18 protein-coding genes are annotated in these 21,267 nt (G+C 73.8%); 11 read left to right on the top strand and 7 right to left on the bottom strand.

The features are described from left to right. Together Q0L15_RS17360 and Q0L15_RS17355 are read right to left on the bottom strand one after the other, a co-directional pair. Positions 1-572: response regulator transcription factor (locus Q0L15_RS17360; protein WP_296605711.1), on the bottom strand; the 572-nt coding region annotated here is incomplete at its 3' end. Between the two features lie 72 nt (positions 573-644). Beyond that, positions 645-2,159 carry an FAD-dependent oxidoreductase gene (locus tag Q0L15_RS17355; protein ID WP_296605707.1) on the bottom strand — a complete coding sequence of 505 codons (1,515 nt, stop codon included), beginning with the start codon at positions 2,157-2,159 and terminating at the stop codon, positions 645-647. Positions 2,160-2,647: 488 nt separating this feature from the next. On the opposite strand from Q0L15_RS17355, the gene hrpA reads away from it, so the two are divergent. The 3 genes from hrpA (at position 2,648) to Q0L15_RS17340 (ending at position 7,646) form a co-directional block, all read left to right on the top strand. Beyond that, a complete protein-coding gene (hrpA, locus tag Q0L15_RS17350) occupies positions 2,648-6,430 on the top strand; it encodes an ATP-dependent RNA helicase HrpA (RefSeq protein WP_296605706.1) in 3,783 nt (1,260 codons plus the stop codon). Continuing rightward, complete coding sequence (locus tag Q0L15_RS17345) at positions 6,427-7,023, top strand: hypothetical protein (protein WP_296605705.1); 597 nt, start codon at positions 6,427-6,429, stop codon at positions 7,021-7,023. Before hrpA ends, Q0L15_RS17345 begins: the two co-directional genes overlap by 4 nt. Before the next feature lie 134 nt (positions 7,024-7,157). Next, complete coding sequence (locus Q0L15_RS17340; protein WP_296605704.1) at positions 7,158-7,646, top strand: type II toxin-antitoxin system PemK/MazF family toxin; 489 nt, start codon at positions 7,158-7,160, stop codon at positions 7,644-7,646. Between the two features lie 6 nt (positions 7,647-7,652). Here Q0L15_RS17340 and Q0L15_RS17335 read toward each other — a convergent pair whose 3' ends face one another. Continuing rightward, the gene (locus Q0L15_RS17335; RefSeq protein ID WP_296605703.1) at positions 7,653-8,417 is read right to left on the bottom strand and encodes a hypothetical protein; all 765 of its coding nucleotides are present in this window, start codon (positions 8,415-8,417) and stop codon (positions 7,653-7,655) included. Between the two features lie 161 nt (positions 8,418-8,578). On the opposite strand from Q0L15_RS17335, the gene Q0L15_RS17330 reads away from it, so the two are divergent. After that, entirely contained in the window at positions 8,579-10,018 is a 1,440-nt protein-coding gene (locus Q0L15_RS17330) for an extracellular solute-binding protein (RefSeq protein ID WP_296605702.1), read from the top strand. A 12-nt stretch (positions 10,019-10,030) separates the two neighbouring features. On the opposite strand, the gene Q0L15_RS17325 is transcribed toward Q0L15_RS17330, so the two are convergent. Beyond that, positions 10,031-11,338 carry a ribonuclease D gene (locus tag Q0L15_RS17325; protein WP_296605701.1) on the bottom strand — a complete coding sequence of 436 codons (1,308 nt, stop codon included), beginning with the start codon at positions 11,336-11,338 and terminating at the stop codon, positions 10,031-10,033. 1 nt (position 11,339) lies between these two features. Then, complete coding sequence (locus Q0L15_RS17320) at positions 11,340-11,990, bottom strand: DUF3000 domain-containing protein (RefSeq protein ID WP_296605700.1); 651 nt, start codon at positions 11,988-11,990, stop codon at positions 11,340-11,342. A gap of 69 nt (positions 11,991-12,059) precedes the next feature. Between Q0L15_RS17320 and hemE the strand changes: the two genes are divergently transcribed. After that, positions 12,060-13,097 carry a uroporphyrinogen decarboxylase gene (hemE, locus tag Q0L15_RS17315; RefSeq protein ID WP_296605699.1) on the top strand — a complete coding sequence of 346 codons (1,038 nt, stop codon included), beginning with the start codon at positions 12,060-12,062 and terminating at the stop codon, positions 13,095-13,097. Between the two features lie 10 nt (positions 13,098-13,107). On the opposite strand, the gene Q0L15_RS17310 is transcribed toward hemE, so the two are convergent. After that, a complete protein-coding gene (locus Q0L15_RS17310; protein WP_296605698.1) occupies positions 13,108-14,103 on the bottom strand; it encodes a DUF4349 domain-containing protein in 996 nt (331 codons plus the stop codon). An 84-nt stretch (positions 14,104-14,187) separates the two neighbouring features. Between Q0L15_RS17310 and hemG the strand changes: the two genes are divergently transcribed. From hemG to Q0L15_RS17280, 6 genes are all read left to right on the top strand, one after another. Beyond that, positions 14,188-15,546 carry a protoporphyrinogen oxidase gene (hemG, locus tag Q0L15_RS17305; protein ID WP_296605697.1) on the top strand — a complete coding sequence of 453 codons (1,359 nt, stop codon included), beginning with the start codon at positions 14,188-14,190 and terminating at the stop codon, positions 15,544-15,546. A gap of 86 nt (positions 15,547-15,632) precedes the next feature. Further along, positions 15,633-16,364 (top strand): hypothetical protein, encoded by a 732-nt coding sequence (locus tag Q0L15_RS17300; RefSeq protein ID WP_296605696.1) that lies wholly within the window; start codon positions 15,633-15,635, stop codon positions 16,362-16,364. A gap of 76 nt (positions 16,365-16,440) precedes the next feature. Then, on the top strand, positions 16,441-18,498 hold the full coding sequence (locus tag Q0L15_RS17295) for a sensor histidine kinase (RefSeq protein ID WP_296605695.1): 2,058 nt from the start codon (positions 16,441-16,443) through the stop codon (positions 18,496-18,498). Continuing rightward, positions 18,495-19,154, top strand: a complete 660-nt coding sequence (locus Q0L15_RS17290) for a response regulator transcription factor (protein ID WP_296605694.1) — start codon at positions 18,495-18,497, stop codon at positions 19,152-19,154. The genes Q0L15_RS17295 and Q0L15_RS17290 overlap by 4 nt, the downstream gene beginning before the upstream one ends. A gap of 21 nt (positions 19,155-19,175) precedes the next feature. Beyond that, the gene (hemQ, locus tag Q0L15_RS17285) at positions 19,176-19,874 is read left to right on the top strand and encodes a hydrogen peroxide-dependent heme synthase (protein WP_296605693.1); all 699 of its coding nucleotides are present in this window, start codon (positions 19,176-19,178) and stop codon (positions 19,872-19,874) included. Positions 19,875-19,911: 37 nt separating this feature from the next. Beyond that, entirely contained in the window at positions 19,912-20,547 is a 636-nt protein-coding gene (locus Q0L15_RS17280; protein WP_296605692.1) for a hypothetical protein, read from the top strand. Between the two features lie 34 nt (positions 20,548-20,581). On the opposite strand, the gene Q0L15_RS17275 is transcribed toward Q0L15_RS17280, so the two are convergent. Continuing rightward, a partial coding sequence (locus tag Q0L15_RS17275; RefSeq protein WP_296605691.1) for a zinc-binding dehydrogenase occupies positions 20,582-21,267 on the bottom strand: 686 nt, incomplete at its 5' end.

Here is a 21,267-nt window from a genome sequence, read left to right as displayed (position 1 = left end):
ACCCGGTCGAGGATCTGGGCCTTGCTCAGCACCCGGCGCGGGTTGCGCATCAAGAACCGGAGCAGCTCGAACTCCGTCGCGGTGAGACTCACCTCCCGGCCGGCGCGGAAGACCTCGCGGCTGTCCTCGTCGAGGGTGAGGTCGCCGACCACCAGCAGCGACGCCGACGCGACCTGGTGCGCCCCGGACCTGCGCATCAGTGCGCGCAACCGCGCGACCAGCTCCTCGAGCGAGAACGGCTTGGTGACGTAGTCGTCACCGCCCGCGGTCAAGCCCGCCACCCGGTCCTCGACGGCGTCGCGGGCGGTCAGGAACACCACGGGCACGCCGGGGTCGGTGGCGCGCATCCGGCGCAGCACCTCGAGCCCGTCGAAGTCGGGCAGCATCATGTCGAGGACCACCGCGTCCGGGCGGAGCTCCTTGGCCGTGGCCACCGCCTGGGACCCGGTGTGGGCGGCTCGGACCTCCCAGCCCTCGTAGCGCAGGGCCATCGCGATCAGCTCGGCGATGTTGACCTCGTCGTCGACGACGAGGACGCGCAGCGGGGTTCCGTCCGGCCGGGTCAGCTCCATGCCGCTCACCCTGGCGACGCTACCTGTGCGATTCCTGTGAGCGTCCTGTGCGGCTGTGAGGAGCCTGTGGGCTTACGCCCGCAGGTCGTGCACGGCCAGCGACGCGAACACCATCGCCGACCCGAGCGGGGCACCAGGGCCGGGATAGACCGCGCCGAACACCGACGCCGCGGAGTTGCCGGCGGCGTACAGTCCGGCGATCGGCGTGCCGTCCGGGCGCACCACCCGGCCGTGCTCGTCGGTCACCAGGCCGCCCTTCGTGCCGAGGTCCGAGAGCACGAAGCGCGCGGCGTAGAACGGCGCCTGGTCGCAGGGGGTCAGCGCCTTGTTGGGGCCCTCGCCGCCGGCGAAGAACGTGTCGTACTCGTCCGCCCCACGCCCGAAGTCCTCGTCGACGCCCGACGCGCAGAAGCCGTTGAACCGCTCGACGGTGGAGCTCAGCACCTCCGGCGGTACGCCGATGAGGCCGGCCAGCTCGGCCAGCGAGTCCGCCCGCACCCAGGTGCCGGCCTCGAGGTGGGCTGCGGGGTCGCCCTCGGGCATCGCGATCGCGGGCAGTCGGCCGCCCTCGCGCGAGTCGAAGACGAACCACGAGGGGATCCGGTCGGGCGCCGCCGCCATCTCGCGGCCGAACCGGTCGTAGGGCAGGCACTCGTTGGCGTACCGCTGCCCGCGCTGGTCGACCATCAGGCCCGAGCGGAAGCCGAGGGTGAACGAGCCGCCTCCGTCGGGCTGCTCGAGACCGGGGCAGAACCAGCCGACGCCGCGGTAGTCGGTCGCGGCGCCGATCGCGGCCGCCGCCTCGATCGGCTCGCCGGTGTTGGTGCCGGCCGGGGCCATCGTCCATGCGACGTCGCCCGGCACGCCGTGCTGCTCGCGCAGCGCCGCATTGCCCTCGAAGCCGCCGGCCGCCAGCAGCACGCCCCGGCGGGCCCGCACCTCGACCGGACCCTCGGGCGTCATCGCCGCGACCCCTCCGACCCGGTCGCCGTCGAGCACGAAGCCCGTGACGGGAAGCTCAGTGAGCACGGTGCCGCCCTCGCGCAGGAACCCGTCGAGGAGCCGGGCGATCAGCGCTTGGCCACCGCTGAGCGTGTTGCGGCCACCCTCGCCGAGACGGTCGCGCTCGACGGGGGGACGGACCAGGCCGCCGACCTCCGGCGGCAGGTCGCCGCGCTTGACGTTGGTGGGCTGGATCGAGCGCCCGAAGGACACGCGTCCGGGGGCGTCGTAGTACTCCGGGAACGGCAGCCACTCGAAGTCCAGAGCGGGGTCGGCCTCGAGCTCCGCGACCAGCTCGGGGGCGTGGGCCAAGAACGCCTCGATGCGCGTCTCGTCGGGCTCGACCAGGATCGCGCGGAGGTACTCCCGCGCCGACTCCGTGGAGTCGGCGATCCCGGCGCGCTGCTGGACCGCGCTCCCCGGCAGCCAGCACGCGCCGCCGGAGTACGCCGAGGTGCCGCCCAGCAGGGACGTCTTCTCGACCACGGCGGTGGACAGCCCGGCCTTCTGGGCGAGGAACGCCCCCGTCATCGCCCCGCCGCCCGACCCGACCACCACGACGTCGTACTCCCGCGCCTCGCTCATGCCCGGGATACTAGAACAAGTTCTAGATGCCGAGATGCCGCGCGGGGGCCTCCCGGTGCTTGATTGTCCGTCCTGACCTCCGCCGGGCTGCCCCGGGAGGTCATACGTCCTGGTCGCCCCAGCAGCCAGTTCGGATGACCTCCGCCGGGCTGCCCCGGGAGGTCATACGTTTCGAGGGTCCTAGCCGCCAGAACGTATGACGCCCCGGGTGACCACAGGTCGGCGTCCTCCCGATAGGCGCCAACTCGTCCGGAGACGGCGACGTCAAGGGCGGCGAAGCCGCCGCAGGGAACCCTTGACGACGCTGTCGGAGGACGAACAATGGCGCCACCGGGAGGACACCGACCCACGAGCGCAGACGGCAGGAGGCCGAGCCGGCGCAACTGCAGGCGTCGGACCTGCAGACGCACCGACTCGGCGGGCTGACGTGAGCAGGACGCGCCGGGTCGGCGAAACCCTGTGGACGGGGTTGGCAGAATGGGTCGGTCATGACCGCGCCACCGCCTGGGCTCCAGATCGCCTACCCGCCGGAGCTGCCGGTCACCCAGCGGCGCGACGACATCGCGGCTGCGATCCGTGACCACCAGGTCGTGATCGTGGCCGGCGAGACCGGCTCGGGGAAGACCACCCAGCTGCCGAAGATCTGCCTCGAGCTGGGTCGGGGCCGGCGCACGAAGTCCGGTGGGGGACTGATCGGGCACACCCAGCCGCGCCGGATCGCGGCCCGCTCGGTCGCGGAGCGGATCGCCAGTGAGCTGAAGACCGAGCTCGGTGACCTCGTCGGCTACCAGGTGCGGTTCACCGACCGCACGTCGCGCTCGAGCCGGGTCAAGCTGATGACCGACGGCATCCTGCTGGCCGAGCTGCAGCGCGACCGGATGCTGCGCCGCTACGACACGATCATCATCGACGAGGCCCACGAGCGCAGCCTCAACATCGACTTCCTGCTCGGCTACCTCAAGCGGCTGCTGCCCAAGCGGCCCGACCTCAAGCTGATCATCACCTCGGCGACCATCGACGTCGAGCGGTTCGCGAAGCACTTCGACGCCCCCGTCATCGAGGTCTCGGGTCGCACCTACCCCGTCGAGATCCGCTACCGCCCGCTCATGGAGCTGCCGGAGGAGGACGAGGAAGGGGAGGCGGTCGTCCGCGACCAGACCGAGGCGATCGTCGACGCGGTCAAGGAGCTCTCGGCCGAGGGCCCGGGCGACGTCCTGGTGTTCCTGCCCGGCGAGCGCGAGATCCGCGACACCGCCGATGCCCTGGCCGACCTCGAGCGGGTCGAGCGCGGCCGGACGCTCGAGGTGCTGCCGCTCTACTCGCGCCTCTCGGCCGCCGACCAGCACCGCGTCTTCTCCTCCCACGGCAGCACCACCCGCCGCGTCGTGCTCGCCACCAACGTCGCGGAGACCTCGCTGACCGTCCCGGGCATCCGGTACGTCGTGGACACCGGCGTCGCGCGCATCAGCCGGTACTCCGTCCGCACCAAGGTCCAGCGGCTGCCGATCGAGCCGATCAGCCAGGCCTCGGCCAACCAGCGTTCCGGGCGCTGCGGCCGTGTCGAGGCCGGCATCGCGATCCGGCTCTACTCGCAAGAGGACTTCGAGGGCCGCCCGGAGTTCACCGACCCCGAGATCCTGCGCACCAACCTCGCCAGCGTCATCCTCCAGATGAGCAGCCTCGGGCTGGGGGACATGGCGCGGTTCCCGTTCGTCGAGCCGCCCGACCGCCGCAACGTGCAGGCCGGCGTCCAGCTGCTCGAGGAGCTCGGCGCGCTCGCCCCGACGGACCGGCGGCTGACCCGCGTCGGCAAGCGCCTCGCGCGGCTGCCGATCGACCCGCGCCTGGCGCGGATGATCCTCGAGGCCGAGCGGCTCGGCTGCGTGCGCGAGGTGATCGTCATCGCCGCGGCGCTCTCGCTGCAGGACCCGCGCGAGCGGCCTGGTGCCGACCACCCCAAGGAGCAGGCGCAGGCCGACCAGCTGCACGCGCGCTTCAAGGCCGAGGGCAGCGACTTCCTCACCTGGCTCAACCTGTGGCGCTACCTCAAGGAGCAGCAGAAGGAGCTGTCCTCCTCGGCGTTCCGGCGCATGTGCCGCCGCGAGTTCCTCAACTACCTCCGCGTCCGCGAGTGGCAGGACTTCGAGTCCCAGCTGCGCCAGGTCTGCAAGGAGATGGAGATCCAGGTCGGGCAGCCCGCGGACAACCCCGACGCGGACGGCATCCACCAGGCCCTGCTGTCCGGGCTGCTCTCCCACATCGGTCTGCTCGAGGAGCGGGAGCGCGAGAAGCGCGGCCCGCGGGAGTACCTCGGGGCCCGGGGCGCGCGGTTCTCGGTCTTCCCCGGCAGCGTGCTGCACCGCAAGAACCCCCAGTTCCTCATGGCCGGCGAGCTCGTGGAGACCAGCCGGCTCTGGGCCCGCCAGAACGCGGCGATCAAGCCCGAGTGGGCCGAGCGGCTGGGCGAGCACCTGGTCAAGCGCACCTACTCCGAGCCCCACTGGAGCAAGAAGCGCGCCTCGGTGATGGCCTACGAGCGCGTGACGCTGTACGGCGTGCCGCTCGTCGCCGACCGTCCGGTGGCCTTCGGGAAGGTCGACGCCGCCCTGTCGCGCGAGCTGTTCATCCGGCACGCGCTCGTCTACGGCGAGTGGTCGAGCCGGCACAGGTTCCTCGACACCAACCGGCGCCTGCTCGAGGAGGCCGAGGAGCTCGAGCACCGGGCTCGGCGCCGCGACATCGTCGTCGACGAGCACACGCTCTTCGACTTCTACGACCGCCGGGTCCCCGCCGACGTGGTCAGCGGCGCCCACTTCGACCAGTGGTGGAAGAAGGAGCGCCAGCGCAACGGTCGGCTGCTGACGTTCGACCCGGCGATGCTCACCCACGACACCGTCGAGCAGATCAGCGCGGCCGACTACCCCGAGCAGTGGCAGGCCGAGGGGCTGACGTTCCCGATCAGCTACCACTTCGAGCCCGGGTCGGCCGACGACGGGCTCACGATCGACGTGCCGGTGGCCACGCTCAACCGGGTCGAGGCCGAGGACTTCTCGTGGAACGTCCCCGGGCTGCGCGAGGAGCTGGTCACCAGCCTGATCCGCAGCCTGCCCAAGAACCTGCGGGTCCACCTGGTCCCGGCGCCCAACACCGCGCGCGAGTTCCTGGCTGCGGTGCCGCCCGGCGAGGAGCCGCTGCTCGACGCGCTCGAGCGGTGGTGCCGCGCCCGCACCGGCCTGCTCGTCCCGCGCGAGGCCTGGGACTGGGCGAAGGTCCCCGAGCACCTGCGCCCGACCTACCGCGTCGTCGACGACGAGGGTCGTGAGCAGGCCCGCGGCAAGGACCTCGAGGCGCTCAAGGCGCCGCTGCGCCCGAAGTTCGCCCAGGCCATCGCCGAGGTCGCCACCGAGAGCGGGCTGGCGCGCACCGGGGAGACGTCCTGGGCCTTCGGCGAGATCCCCGCCACCCACACCGATCGCCGCGCCGGCCACGAGGTGCAGGTCCACCCCGCCCTCGTCGACGAGGGCAGCAGCGTCGGCCTGCAGGTCCACGGGTCTGCCGACGAGGCCGAGGCGCGGCACCGTCTCGGCGTCCGTCGGCTGCTGCTGCTCGAGCTGCCCTCGCCGGTCAGGACCGTGCTGGACGGGCTGACGAACGTCGAGAAGCTCGGGCTGGCCGGCTCGCCCTACCCCAGTGTCGCCGAGCTGCTCGAGGACTGCCGCGCCGCCGTCGTCGGGGCCGTGGTCGACGCGCGGCCCGTGGTCCGCGACGAGGCGGCGTACGTCGCCCTGCGCGCCGAGGCCGCGCGCGACCAGGAGGCCCACCTGCGCGCGGTGATGGGCGACGTGATCCGGGTGCTCGACGCGTGGCGACGAGTGGAGAAGGCGCTCAGTGGTCGCGCCGACATGATGCAGCTGCCCGCCCTGACCGACATGCGCGCCCAGCTCGGACGGCTGGTGCACCCGGGGTTCGTCGGCGAGGCCGGCGCCACCCAGCTGCGCCGTTACCCGGTCTACCTCGCGGCCCTGGAGCAACGGCGCGAGCGGCTGCCGGGCCAGGTCAACCGCGACCGCCAGCTGATGGACCAGCTCCTCGACCTCCAGGACGCCTACCTGCACCGCATCGAGGCGCTGCCCGCCGGCCGTCCTCCGGGGGAGAAGCTGCGCCAGGTGCGGTGGATGCTCGAGGAGTACCGCGTCTCGCTGTGGGCCCAGCAGCTCGGCACGCCCTACCCGGTGAGCGACCAACGCATCCGACGTAGCCTGAACCAATGACCCAGCGCCCCCACCACCGCCCGATGACGCCGGGCGGCGGCTTCTTCGAGGCGCTGGTCGGAGGCACGGACCCGGCGCTGGTGAGCGAGGCCGCCGACCGGGCAGCGACGCTGCTGGTGCGCGGCGCCCGGGCCTCCGAGGACGCCGAGGTCGCCGAGCGGCTGCTGCACCTGGCCGACAGCGAGGGGATCGAGACGATCGCCGAGGTCTGGTCGGGCTCGCCCGCCGACTCGCTGGCCGGCTGCCTGTGGCGGCTCTACCTGCTGCGCTCGTGGGTGTACGCCGAGCCGGTCGCGGTGTCCCGCGAGTTCGAGGCCGGCCGCCGCAGCGCGCAGGTCGCTCGGGTCGTCGCCGGGGTCGCCGACCCGCCCGGGCCCGAGCAGCTCAAGGCGATGATCGACCAGGTCCTGCGCGGCATCGCCGGCAGCGACTTCGCCGACGTCCTGCTGCGCGCGGCCGCGTTCGCCCGGGTCGTGGCGACCGGCCGGGCCGAGCTGGGGGAGCGCAGCGACGCTGAGGTCCAGCGGATGCTCGTGCTCTCCGAACAGCTCGAGGCGGCGGGTCACGCGGAGCTGGAACACGAGCTGGCCTGAGCTGGTTACACTCGTCGAGTACGCCGGGCCGTGGCAGCCCCGGGTCCCAAAATCAGCCGCTACGAGCGGCCACGCGCCGTGAGGCGCTCCCGGTCCGGCGTACTCCATCGTCCCGGTTCTTCTAGGCTCCCTGCATGAGATCGCTGCGCAAGCTGCTGCGCCGGGCACTGTCGACCGGGACCCCTCCGCAGGGCGACCGTCCGCGTCGGGAGCGCGCCCGCGGGCCGCGGCCGCCCGCGGACGGCATCTCCTACGCACCCCGTGCCGACGGGCTCCCCGACCCGGGTGAGGTCGTGTGGGCCTGGGTGGCCTACGAGGACGACCCGCAGCAGGGCAAGGACCGTCCGGTGCTGCTGATCGGCCGTCGGGACGCGACCCTCCTGGGGCTGATGCTCACCAGCAAGGACCACGACCGCGACGCCGCCGACGAGGCCCGCTGGGGCCGGCACTGGATGGATGTCGGCAGCGGCGGCTGGGACCGCGAGCGGCGACCGAGCGAGGTCCGGCTGGACCGGCTGCTCGAGCTCGCGCCCGACGGCGTACGACGGGAGGGTGCCGCGCTCGACCGGGCGATGTTCGACCGGGTCGTCAGCGAGGCGCGGCGGTTCCACGCCTGGGGGTGAGCGCCGTCAGAAGGTGCGGGCGACGCGGCGGACGGCGACCCGGGCCGGGTCCCAGCCGGTGGGGTACCGGTCGGCGCCGGCGGTGACCTCGACCAGGGTCAGGAAGCTGCCGGTGCGGAGGATGCCGAGGCCGGCGGCGCGCTTGCGGGCGGCCATCCGGTAGGACTCGCCGGTGCCGGCGTGCACGTCGAGCGGCTCGAGCGGCCCCACGTCGCCGCCGCCGATCCGGTCGGCGCAGTCCTCGCGCCAGGACGCCAGCACCTCGTGGGCCCGCCAGGCCGAGCGGGAGTCGGCGAACCGGGCGACCACCTGGGTCGCCTCGAGCCGGCCGGGAGCGGTGAACGTGCGCCGCACCGTCTCCACCGCGCCGATGGAGGCGAGCAGCGTCTTCTGGCAGGCGCCGACCGCTCGGTCGCGCTCGGGGTCCTCGGGGCCGGTGGTGGCCACGACCCAGCCGCCGGCGCCCACGGTCGGGAGCCCGTCGGCGTCCAGCAGGTGCGCCGCGGTCTCCAGCCGCATCCGCGGCCGGAGGGTGCCGACCTTGTGGCGTCGGGGCTCGCGGGTCGGTGACGTGGCCGGGTCGGAGGCCGGCGTCCGCGTCGGAGCCGGTGCGGCCGAGTCCGTCGGCCCGCCGGCGCCGGTCGGTGACGTCGGCCTCGGGGTGTCGCGAGGAGCGGCCGCCGGGCCGTCGTCGGACGAACCGCACCCGCCGAGGAGCAGCGCTCCCACCACGGCGATCGCGACCAGAGGGGACCGTCGGGCGCGAGACACGGTCGCCATCGTAGAGAGCGCGTACGCCGGAAGCCGGTTGCGACATGCGGGTGGCCGGGCCGGCCTCGGCGAGGGGTGGAGCCGTGTCGATAGGGTGGGCGCGCTCCGGGTGCGACCCGGGCACGCAAGCCAGCGGACCAACGCGCGCGAGGAGGATGCCGGTGAGGGCGAGTCGGGGGCGCCGGGTGCTGCTGTGCGCCGTGGGCGTGGTGACGCTGGCACTCTCCGCTGCGGCCTGCACCGACGACGGACCGGAGCCCGGTCCGACGCCGACCAAGACGGCCACGACCCCGACGGTCGACCAGCTCACGTTCGGCGTCTACGGACCGGACGCGGAGATCGCCGCCTACCAGGCCACCGTCGACGCGTGGAACGCCGCAGGCGAGGACCGACCGAAGGTCAAGCTGCGCACGTGGCCCGACCACGCCGCGATGCGGGCCGCGATCGACGGCGGTGCGGAGGTGCCCGACGTCTTCCTGGCCTCGCGCTCGGACCTGCGGTGGCTGCTGGACGAGCGGCACAACCAGCCGGTCGACGAGCTGCTCGATGCGCGCGGTGTGGAGTTCGGCGACGGCTACTCCCGGGACGCGCTCCAGGCGTTCAGCGCCAACGACCGGTTGCAGTGCATCCCCTACTCCGTCTCACCGATGGTCATCTACTACAACCGTGACCTGGTGAACTTCAAGCGGATGGACCGCCGCGGCATGGACGCGCCCGGCCCCGACGCCTCGAGCTGGAGCTTCGACCAGTTCGCCGCCGCGGCCGACTTCGCCGCCCGGCCCGGGCGCGGCACCAAGGGCGTCCACATCGGCGCGACGCTCTCGGGGCTCGCGCCGTTCATCACCTCCGGTGGCGGCTCGCTCTTCGACGACGGGAACGACCCGACGTCGCTCGCCTTCTCCAGCGACGGCTCCCGGTCGGCGCTCGGGCGCACCCTCGAACTGTTGCGCAACCCCCAGCTGACCCTCGACGACGAGCAGCTCGCCGAGGCGAGCCCGCTGACGTGGTTCGAGCGTGGCCAGCTCGGCATGATCGCCGGCTACCGGTCGCTGGTGCCCCAGCTGCGTCAGGTGAAGGGGCTCGACTTCGACATCATGCCGATGCCGGTGCTCGACAGCTCCTCCACCGTGGGCGACATCACCGGGATGTGCCTGTCGCGCACGGCGGCGAGCACCGGGCTCGCAGCCGACTTCCTCGTCAACGAGATCTCCGCCGACGCGGTCAGCGAGGTGACCCGCACCGGCTACATCGCGCCGGCCAACCTCGAGGTCGCGCTCTCCGACACGTTCCTCCAGCCGGGTCGCATGCCCCAGAACGCGTCGATCTTCACCACGGCCGTGCGCTCCATCGTGCTGCCCCCTCTCATCGACGGCCTCGGCCGGGTCGAGGCGGCGGTGCAGCCCAGCCTCGAGCAGCTGGTGTACGGCGTCGGGGTGCTCGACCTCGAGGCCATCACCGACCAGATCGACGAGGCGTCCCGCGCGGTCCTCAGCCCGCCGGAGCCCTCGGAGTCGCCCGGGGAGTCGCCCGGGGAGTCGCCCGGGGAGTCGCCCAGCGGCTCCGGCAGCGACTCCGACGCGTCGGAGTCGCCCGCGGAGTGACGCCGGCCCGGGTCACGCGTCCGGCGACGCGGCCTCGTGCTCGGCGGTGAGGATCGCGTCGACGAGGACGGGTCCGGTGAGCTCGACCTGCCACTCCCGAGCCCCCAAGGCGCGCAGCTGGTCGGCGACCGCCGGCGCCAGCGTCGACTCCTCGCGCGAGCGCGGCGGTGCCCACAGGGTGCGCCGCAGGTAGTCGGGGGTCAGCAGGTTCTCGACCGGCAGGTGGTGCTGCTCGGCGAGCGCCGCCATGGCCTCGCGGGCCAGGGCGAGGCGCCGGGCGGCGACCGGGTCCTTCTCGGCCCACGCACGGGGCAGCGGTGGTCCGTCGCCGCGCGGCGAGCGGGTCGGCAGGTGCGCCTCGTCCATCTCGGCCGCCTCGCGCAGCGCCGCGACCCACCGGCTCGCGTAGCGCTCGGCACCGCGGCCGTGGAAGCCCTTGGTGGCCAGCAGTGCCGCGCGGTCGGTGGGCAGCGCCTGGGCGGCGGCCACGATCGCGGAGTCCGGCAGGATCCGCCCGGGCGTCACGTCGCGCTGCTCGGCGATCTCGTCGCGGGTCTCCCACAGGGCGCGGACCGCCCCGAGCGCCCGGCGGCCGCGGACCCGGTGCAGGCCCGACGTACGGCGCCACGCCTCGACCCGCTCGGCCTGGACGAAGCTGCGCAGCGCGTCGAACTCCTGGCGCGCCCACTCGGCCTTGCCGGCCGCCTCGAGCTCGACCTCGAGCAGGGCGCGGAGCTCCACGAGCACCTCGACGTCGAGGGCGGCGTACTCCAGCCACGGCTCGGGGAGCGGCCGGGTCGACCAGTCGACCGCGGAGTGCTCCTTGGCCAGGCGGGCCCCGAGCAGGCTCTCGACGAGGGTCGCCAGGCCCACGCGCGGGTAGCCCAGCAGCCGGCCGGCGAGCTCGGTGTCGAACAGCTCGGACGGCACCAGGCCGACCTCGGCGAGGCACGGGAGGTCCTGGGTCGCCGCGTGCAGGATCCACTCGGTGCCCTCGAGGGCGTCTTGCAGCTGGGGCAGGATCACGAACGGGATCGGGTCGACCAGGAACGTCCCGGCGTCCTCGCGGCGCAGCTGGATCAGGTAGGCCCGCGAGGAGTAGCGGTAGCCCGAGGCGCGCTCGGCGTCGATCGCCACGGGGCCGGTGCCGGCGGCGATCCGCTCGCAGACCTCGGCGAGGCCCTCGGGGGTGTCGACGATGCGCGGCAGGCCGTCGCGCAAGGTGAGCAGCGGCGGCTCGGGTGCGGCCGCCTCGACGGTCTCGTCGGCAGTCTCGTCGGGCGTCTCGGGAGGAGTTGGGTCGGGAGGTGCAGGGGTCATGTCAGCGTCCCGAGCCCCGCTGTCCGCGGCGGCTCGGCATCACGGTGACGCCCTCGGGCACCGGCGGCAGCCCGACGGCGGTGCACAGCAGCTCGCCCCACGCCTCGACGTGCGGGGCGAGGTCGAGCGGGGCGAGGTCGGGAGCCAGGTCGGGTGCGAGGTCGGGCACCAGCGGCGTCCACGACGCCCGGATCTCGATCTGGGCGGTGCCGCCCTCGTCGGCCATCCCGCCGAAGCTCTCGGTCGCGACCCGGGTGACCGTGCCCGAGGCGGCGGCGTACACCGCGCCGTGCGCATCGAGGGCCTCGGTCAGCCAGGACCAGCCCACCGCGGCAAGCATCGGGTCGGTGACCAGCTCGAGGTCGATCTCGGCGCGGGCGTAGGCCACGCAGCGGAACGTGCCCTCCCAGGCGTCGTTGCCCGCGGGGTCGTGCAGCAGGATGATCCGGCCGGTGCCCACGTCGGTGTCGTCCACGGTCACGTCGGCGGAGAGCGCGGAGGCGTACGGCGCGATCCGCTGGGGCGCCGGCATCTCCTCGCAGAAGATCTCGGGGCGCAGTCGCGCCGCGTGCATGGTCGCGACGGCGTCGCGGAACTCTGCGGGTGCTCCACCCACGCCCGTTCCGGGGTGCGTCTCCTGACCGACGACCATGAGGTCACAGTAGGTCGATCCGCCGATCCCGATGTGCGAACACGCCGGGTGACCTGCGAGGCTTCGATCGTGAACCCCGATCCACGACTCGCCGACAGCGCCTTTCTCAAGGCCGTGCGGGGGGAGCCGGTGCCGCACACCCCGGTGTGGTTCATGCGCCAGGCCGGCCGCTCGCTGCCCGAGTACCTCGCCGTCCGTGAGGGCATCGGCATGCTCGAGTCCTGCATGGACCCCGCGCTCGTCACCGAGATCACGCTGCAGCCCGTGCGCCGCTACGGCGTCGACGCGGCGATCTTCTTCTCCGACATCGTGCTGCCCCTCAAGGCGGTGGGCGTCGACCTGGACATCAAGCCCGGCGTCGGCCCGGTCGTGGCCCACCCGGTGCGCACCCTCGCCGACGTCGAGGCGATCCCCGACCTCACGCCCGACCACGTCCCGTTCATCACCGAGGCGGTCCGCGCGCTGGTCGGCGAGCTCGGCGGCACCCCGCTGATCGGGTTCGCGGGCGCGCCGTTCACGGTCGCGTCGTACCTCGTCGAGGGCGGGCCCTCCAAGGAGCACGCCAAGACCAAGGCGATGATGTTCGGCGCCCCGGACGTCTGGGACGCGCTGCTGCGCAAGATCGCCGGCATCTCCGCGGCCTACCTCGAGGTGCAGGTCTCCGCCGGCGCCTCCGCCGTCCAGCTCTTCGACTCGTGGGCCGGCGCGCTCACCCCGGCCGACTACCTCGAGCACGTGATGCCGCACTCCGCGCACGTGCTGGAGCGTGCCGGGGCGCTGGGGGTGCCGCGCATCCACTTCGGCGTGGGTACGGCGAACCTGCTGGGCCTCATGGGCGAGGCCGGCGCCGACGTGGTCGGTGTGGACTGGCGCACGCCGTTGGCCCAGGCGATCCCGCTGGTGGGCGACCGCGGTGTCCAGGGCAACCTCGACCCGACGCTGGTCTTCGCTCCCACGGAGGTGATGACCTCCCGCGCCGCCGAGATCATCGAGGCCGGCCGGGCCGCCCGGGGCCACGTGTTCAACCTCGGCCACGGGGTCATCCCCTCCACCGACCCCGACCAGCTCGCCCGGCTCACGGAGTTCGTCCAGAGCTACCCGCGCTGAGGTCCAGGGACTATCCCTCCGACGGCTCCGGAGTGGGGCGCGGCCGGCGGCGCCGCGCGGCGCGAGTGACGAGCCACGTCGGAACGCCCAGGACGAGGAGCACGACGAGCCAGGGGAGCAGCGCGCCGAGCAGGGTCGCCATCGCGACCGCGAACTTCGTGAGCCCGTGCCACCCGGCGGACAGGCCGGCGAGGAAGCCGGTGTCGTCGTCCTTCTCCTTGACCGCCTTCTTCACCGGGATCTGGTCGATGCTGACGACGATCGTGGACTGGCTGCTCTGGTTCTGCAGGTAGGCCGCCTGCCGCTGCAGCGACTCGAGGTCGGCCTGGCGGCGGGAGAGCTGCGCCTCGATCGCCATGATGTCGCGGATGCTCTCCGCGCGGTCGAAGAGGACGCTGATCCGCTCGATGCTGCGCCGCTGCACCTCCATCCGGGTCCGGGTGTCGATGAGCTTCGCCGTCACGTCGTCCTGGCTGGTGTTGGCCGCCTCGAGCTCCGCGGTCTCGACGCCCTTGAGCCCTGCCATGGTCTCGTCGAACTCCGCGACCGGGACCCGCACGACCATGCGCGTGTACGCCGGGGCGCCGGAGTCGTCGGTGGTGGTCTTCTCCTCGGTGACCTTGCCGTCGTGGGCGTCGACGACCTTCTGCACGTCGAACTGCGCCTTGCCGACGTCGTCGGCGCGCAGCGACACGTTGCCCTTCTTGATCAGCGCCTGCTCGGGGTCGGTCGGGCTCGGGGTGTCGGCGGCCTCGACCGCGGAGCTGCTGTCGAAGCCGTCGCGCAGCGCGTAGGACTGGCCGTCCGCGTCCGCACGATCGGCCGGCGCCTCGGCCCCCTCGGCCTGGGCCGCCGCCGGGACGTCGCCGCCCCCGGTGCTGGCGTCGGCGCCGCCGTCCTCGCCGCCGCTCGAGCAGGCGCCGAGGGTGACCGCGAGGACGAGGAGCCCGGCGGCGAGCGCGGGCGCGTGGAGCCGGGTGGAGCGGGGAGTCCGTGCGTGCCTCATACCGCCTGGGACGGAGCCGGCCGCGGATCGGTTCCCGGGCCTCCCGGCGCAGCGTCGGTCGGCCCCGGCTGGGAGACTCGGAGGGTGAGCACGATCGTCGTGGTGGGTGCCGGGGTCGCCGGGCTGAGTGCGGCGCACGACCTGGTCGCCGCCGGGCACGAGGTGCTCGTCGTGGAGCAGTCCGACCGGGTCGGCGGCAAGCTGCGCCGCGACGAGGTGGCCGGTGTCACCGTCGACGTCGGCGCCGAGGCGATGCTCAACCGCCGGCCCGAGGGCGTCGCCCTGGCGGGCGAGCTCGGGCTCCCCATCGAGCACCCGACGCTCGCCGCCTCGCGGATCTGGACCCGCGGCGAGCTGCGGCCGCTGCCGCGCTCGCTGATGGGCGTGCCGCTCGACCTGCGCCAGCTCGAGGAGTCGGGGGTGCTCTCGCCGGAGGGCCTGGCCCGGGTGCGAGCCGAGCCGACCCTGTGGCCCGAGCGTCTCGACGAGGACGTCTCCGTCGGCGACCTCGTCGACCGCCGGTTCGGCCCCGAGGTCACCGACCGGCTCGTCGAGCCGCTGCTCGGAGGGGTGTACGCCGGCCATGCCCGGCTGATCTCCGCCCGTGCGTCGGTGCCCCAGCTGCTCGCCTTCGCCGGCCGCGGCTCGGTGCTCGAGCAGGCGGCGGCGATCCCGACGACCTACGACCGGCCCGTGTTCGCCGGCATCCCCGGCGGCATGGGCCAGCTGCCCGAACGGCTCGCCGCCGGTCTCACCGTGCGCACCGGGGCGACGGTCCGCGAGCTGGTGCGCACGCCCACGGGCTTCGCGCTCACCGTCGGGCCGACGACCGCACCCGAGCGGGTCGAGGCCGACGCCGTGGTGCTGGCGACACCGGCTGCTCCGACCGCCCGGCTGCTGGGCGAGGTCGCGCCGGTCGCGGCCGCCGAGCTGGCGGCCGTCGAGTCGGCGTCCATGGTCGTCGTGACGTTCGCGTTCCGCGGGGACGACGTCCCGGACCTGGCGGCGACGGGCTCCTCGGGCTTCCTCGTGCCGCCCGTGGACGGCCGCCGCGTCAAGGCCGCGACGTTCTCGTTCGCCAAGTGGGGCTGGGTGCGGGAGGCCGGTGACGGCCTGCTCCTGCTGCGCACCTCGCTCGGCCGGCACCGCGAGGAGGTCGCGCTCCAGGCGACCGACGAGGAGCTCGTGGCCTGGTCGCTCGCGGACCTCGGCGTGGCCGTCGGTCTCGCCGCGACCCCGGTCGACACCCACGTGCAGCGCTGGGGCGGCGGCCTCCCGCAGTACGCCGTCGGCCACCTCGACCGGGTCGCCCGGATCCGTGCCGCGGTCGCCGAGGTCCCAGGTCTGGCCGTGTGCGGAGCGGCGTACGACGGCGTCGGCATCCCCGCGGTGATCGCCTCCGCCCACCGGGCGGCGCGTGAGGTGGTCCCGGCGGTCCGGTGAGGTGTGCCCCGTTGTCCCTGGGCGCCGGGACAACGGGCCCGCGAGTCTCGGGTCACCGAGATGAACCCCTCACGAAAGAGACCTCGATGACCACCCACGTCAGCACGCACGTCACCACCCGCACCCCCGTCCGACCCGACCTCGCCACGCCCATCGGCTCCGCCGCGTCGGCGAGCACCGGCTCTCGCGCCTGGGCCCTCGCCGGCATCGGCGCAGGCGTCGCCGGCGTCGGCGCCATCGTCGCCTCGAGCGCCGTGAACGCCGTCTACGACCCGGACATCCAGGGCGACGCGAACGCGATCGCGGACAAGATGGCCACGCAGACAGGGGCCGCGTTCGTCTTCCACTCGCTCGCGCTCGCCGGCGCCGTCCTGCTCGTGGTGTTCGCGGCCGGCCTGCTGCGCCGCATGCGCGCCACGGACGCCGTCGGGAGCGCCCCCATGGTCGCGTTCGCCGGCCTGCTCGGCACCGCCGTCGTCTCGGTGATCGGCACCAGCCTCGACACCGAGTTCCTCTTCGGCCTGCCCCACCAGGACCAGCTCGTCACGGAGAACGCCGTGATGTACGGCCACTGGATCGGCACCGTCCCGTGGTGCTGGGTGCTCGCCGGTCTCTCGGGCCTGGCCCTCCACGTGGCGTCGCGCAGCGGCGGCGTCCCGCGGTGGCTCGGCCGGGTGGGCCTCGTCCTCGGCGGCCTCACGGTCCTCGCCGGCGTGTCCCCGCTCCAGTACCTCGCCGGCATGACCGGTCCGGTCTGGCTGCTGGTCACCGCCCTGGGGTTCGTGCTCGGCGACAAGGCGTTCCGCGCCGCTCGCTGATCCGTCGATGCGCGATCTCCACCGACATGACGCCGGTTCGGCCCCCCGCGGGCCGGGCCGGCGTCATGATGTGCCCGTGACGGACACCGCCCCGCCGCGCGCGGTCAGCTGGCCCGTCGCCCTGGTCGCCCCGATCGCGGCCGCCGTGTGCGTCGCCCTGGTCGTGGTCCTCGACGCGCGCACGCGCGGCGAGACCCCGATCTACTCCTACGGCGAGGGCGTCGCGCTCGGCAACGGCCTGGGGACCGGCTTCGTCGGGCTGGTCCTGGGCGTGCTGTCCGCGGCCGTCCTGCGCCGTCCCGGCCACCGCGTGATCGGCTGGGCGCTGGCGGGGAGCGCCCTGTTCTGGGCAGCCGACGGGCTCTCGGAGGCCTACGTCCGCCTCAGCACCGTCACCGAGGACGCCCTGCCCGGGCTGACCTTCGCCGTCTGGTTCCTGTTCCGCTTCACCGCCCTGCTGACCGCGACGATCGTCGTGCTGCCGCTGCTGTTCCCCGAGGGGCGGTTCCTGCCAGGTCGCTGGGGTGCGGCGAGCTGGGCCTGCATGGGTGCGATGGTGGCCAGCTCGCTGTGCTTCGTGGTCGCTCCGTACCGCGAGCTGACCACGCCCGGACGGCTCCCGCCGGGCGTCGATCTCGACCCGACCACGATCACCGCCGCCGCGCCGTACGCCGACCTGCTCACCGGTGCCTTCCAGCTGGTCACGCTCGCCGGCCTGGTCGTACCGGTGGGCGTCGTCGTCCGCCGCTTCCGCCGTTCGTCCGGCACCTCCCGCGATCAGATGCGCTGGCTCCTCTGGGGTGCGCTCGTCACGGTCGCGCTGGTGCTGGCCACGCTCCTCGTCGACGTCGGGCCCCTCACCGACGTCGTGTTCTTCGTGGCGGTCACGTTGGTCCCGATCTCGATGACCGTGGCCGTGCTCAACCCGAGCGTGGTGCCGATCGAGGACCTGCTGGGGCGCACGCTCGTGCTGGCGGTGCTGGCGGTCGTGCTCGTCGGTGTCGACCTCGCCGTGGTGACCGGGCTGACGGCCCTGCTCGGGGACTCCCTCGCGCAGCGGCAGGTCGTCGTGCTCGTGCTGCTGGTCACGATCCTGCTCTACGGGCCGCTGCGGCTGCGGCTCTCGCGCTGGGTGCGCCGGATGTTCCTCGGCGGCCGGGCCGACCCGTACGACGTCGTCGCCGGCCTGGCCTCGACGCTCGAGAGCGCCGAGGAGGGCACCGAGCAGCTCGCCGTCGTGGCCCGGGCGGTCTCGGCCGCGTTCGGCGTGCCCTACGTCAGCGTCGAGGTCGACCGGAGCTCGGGGGAGCGGCTGGTCGCGACCCACGGCGAGCGGCCGGCCGAGACCAGGACGCTGCCGATCGCCTACCGCGACGCCGAGGTGGGCCGGCTGGTCCTGCCCGCGCGCGGCCTGCGCAGCCGGCTCTCGCGCCGCGACGAGGAGCTGCTGGGCGACCTCGTCCGGCAGGCCGCCACCGCGGCCCGCACGAGTCGTCTCGCCGAGGAGCTGCAGGACAGCCGCGAACGGTTGGTCACCGCGCGGGAGGAGGAGCGGCGCCGGATCCGGCGCGACCTCCACGACGGCCTGGGCCCAGCGCTCAGCGGCGTGGTGTTCCAGCTGGAGTCGGCGCGGCTCGTGGTCGACCGTGACCCCGCCGCAGCCAAGCAGCAGGTGCTCGCGACCAGCCAGCACCTCCAGGAGGTGGTCGCCGACGTCCGCCGGCTGGTGCACGACCTGCGCCCGCCCGCGCTGGACGACCTGGGCCTGGTCGGCGCGCTGCGGCAGCTCGCTGCGCGGTCCGACCCGGCGCCGTCCGTCGAGGCCGACGAGCTGGGGCCCCTGCCCGCCGCGGTCGAGGTGGCGGCGTACCGCATCGCGAGCGAGGCCATGACGAACGTCGCCCGCCACGCCGGGGCGACCTGCTGCGCGGTCCGCCTCCAGGTCGTGGACGGCTCGTTGCTCGTGGAGGTCGTCGACGACGGACGCGGCATCGACCCCGACGTCCTGGCGGGTGTCGGGCTGGTCAGCATGCGCGAGCGGGCCGCCGAGCTCGGCGGCCGTCACGAGGTGGCGTGTCCGCCGCACGGCGGGACGGTCGTGCGAGCCTGGTTGCCCTTGAGGAGGAACGCGTGAGTGCAGCGGATGTCCGGGTCGTGGTGGTCGACGACCACCAGATCGTGCGCGAGGGGCTCTCGTCCCTGCTGGGCGCGCTCGACGGCCTCGAGGTGGTCGGCACCGCGGCCGACGGCCGCGATGCGATCCACGTCGTCGGCGAGACCGATCCCGACGTCGTCGTGATGGACATCCAGATGCCGTTGCTCGACGGGATCGAGGCGACCCGGCTCATCACCGGCCGGCAGCCGCAGGTGCGCGTGGTGATGCTGACGATGAACGAGGACGACGACACCGTGCTCGCGGCGATCCGAGCGGGCGCGTCGGGCTACCTGCTGAAGGGATCGGGGGCCGAGGAGGTGCAGACGGCGATCCGCGCCGCCGCGGCAGGCGGCATGGTGTTCGGCGCCGCCCTGGCGGGCCGGGTGGCGTCGTACTTCGCGGGCGCCCGGGCCGAGCCGCAGCAGCCCGAGCCGTTCCCCGACCTCACCGAGCGCGAGCGCGACGTGCTGCGGCTGCTCGCCGCCGGCCGCTCGAACGACGCGATCGCCGGCGAGCTCTACGTGTCGAACAAGACCGTGCGCAACGCTGTCTCCGCCATCTACGCCAAGCTGCACGCGGCCGGCCGGGCCGAGGCGATCATCAAGGCACGGGAGGCCGGCTACGGTCGCGACTGACCGCGAGGGACAATAGGCGCCATGAGCGCCAAGGCACAGCGAGCCCGGGAGATCAACGAGAGCATCCGCTACACCATGTGGTCGGTGTTCCGACTGGCCGATCCCCTGGGTGACGCCGACCGTGCGGCCGAGGGCGCCGAGGTCGAGAAGCTCTTCGCCGAGCTCGCCGAGGCCGACGTCGTCGTGCGTGGCGTGTACGACGTCGCCGGGCTGCGCGCCGACGCCGACCTGATGGTCTGGTGGCACGCCGCCAGCTCCGAGGAGCTGCAGGACGCCTACCACCGCTTCCGTCGCACCGCGCTCGGTCGCCGGCTCGCCCCGGTCTGGTCGCAGATGGCGCTGCACCGACCGGCGGAGTTCAACAAGAGCCACGTGCCGGCGTTCCTCGGCGACGAGGACCCGAAGAAGCACGTGTGCGTCTACCCCTTCGTCCGCTCCTACGAGTGGTACCTCCTCGAGGACTCCGAGCGTCGCCGGATGCTCGCCGAGCACGGCAAGATGGCGCGCGACTACCCCGACGTGCGCGCCAACACCGTCTCCAGCTTCGCGCTCGGCGACTACGAGTGGCTGCTGGCCTTCGAGGCCGACGAGCTCTACCGCATCGTCGACCTCATGCGGCACCTGCGCGGCTCCGACGCGCGCCGGCACGTCCGCGAGGAGGTGCCGTTCTACACCGGTGCGCTGACCGGGATCGCCGACCTGGTCGACCGTCTGCCCTGACCCGGAACCGGCGCCGCCCCGGGCCCGTCGTACCGGCATGAGGACCCTGCTCGCCGCCGTCACCCTGCTGCTCACCGCGCCGCTCCTCGCGGCGTGCGGGGGCGAGGGCGACACGACGGCCACCGACCCCGCGGCCGACCCGGGCGCCACCTCGGGCCGCTCGATGCCCACCGAGGTCCCCGCGGCCCGCGGGCCGGTGCACACCGCCGGCATCGCCACGGTGCTCGACCGCGAGGGCCCGGTGCTGTGCCTCGGCCCGGTGGCCGAGTCCTGGCCTCCCCAGTGCGACGGTCCGCGCATCGTGGGCTGGCAGTGGCGTGACCAGCAGGGCATCTTCGAGCACCAGCAGGGCGTGCGATGGGGCTCGTTCTGGGTGGCCGGCACCTGGGACGGCACCACGTTCACCTACCGCGACGCCATCGCCTCGGCGCTCTACGACCCGATGCCCGCCGAGCCCAGCCCGCTGCCGGAGCCGGCCGTGCGGCACTCATCGGCCGAGCTGGAGGAGATCGCCGGGGAGGTCGGTGACCTCCCCGGCGCCCTCAGCGTCTACACCGACGCCGGGCACGTGCTGGTCGACGTCGTCTACGACGACGGGTCGCTGCAGGCCTGGGCCGATGACACCTACGGCGCCGACGTCGTCGTCCTCCGGCCGGCGCTGCTCGACGGCTGACCGGCCGCCGGCCCCCGGCCGCGTCGACCGCGGATCAGGGGTAGACGGCGACCAGGCGACCCGCGATGGCGCCGTCGCGCAGCCGCCGCAGGCCGTCGGGGATGTCGTCGAAGCCGATCTCGGTGACGGCGGGGTCGATCTGCCCGGTAGCGAAGTAGTCGTAGACGCCCGTGACGTCCTCGATGGTCCCGCCCTGGGAGCCGACCAGGGTGACCGACCTCAGGATCAGGGCCTTCGTCGAGATCGTCGCCTCCAGCCTGCCCATCCCGACCTGGACCACGCGGCCACCGGGGCGGACGCTCTCGATCGCCTCGGCGGTGGTGGTGCCGAACCCGGCGTAGTCGACGATCACGTCGAAGTCGTCGCCCAGCTCCGTGATCGAGCGCGCGACGCCGTGTGCCCCGACGCCGCGGGCGGCCTCCCAGACCGCCTCGTTGAGCTCGGCGACGTAGACGTCGGCACCCACGAGGACCGCCACGCGCGCCCCGATCTGGCCCAGGCCACCGAAGCCGATGATGCCGACCTTGTCGCCGGCCTTGACCCGGCCGTTGGAGACCACGGCCGCGTGCGAGGTCATGCCGGCGTCGGTGCCGGCTGCCCCGAGGGTGAAGGGCACCGTGTCGGGGATCCGGACCAACGCGGACGCGGCGCAGCGGACCTTCTCACCGAAGCCGCCGTCGGTCACGAACCCGGGCGCCCCGAACGGCGTCGTCGGGCAGA

Source organism: Nocardioides sp. (genome assembly GCF_024509035.1).
Classification (GTDB): Bacteria; Actinomycetota; Actinomycetes; order Propionibacteriales; family Nocardioidaceae; genus Nocardioides.
This window is presented reverse-complemented; position numbering and strand designations above follow the sequence as displayed.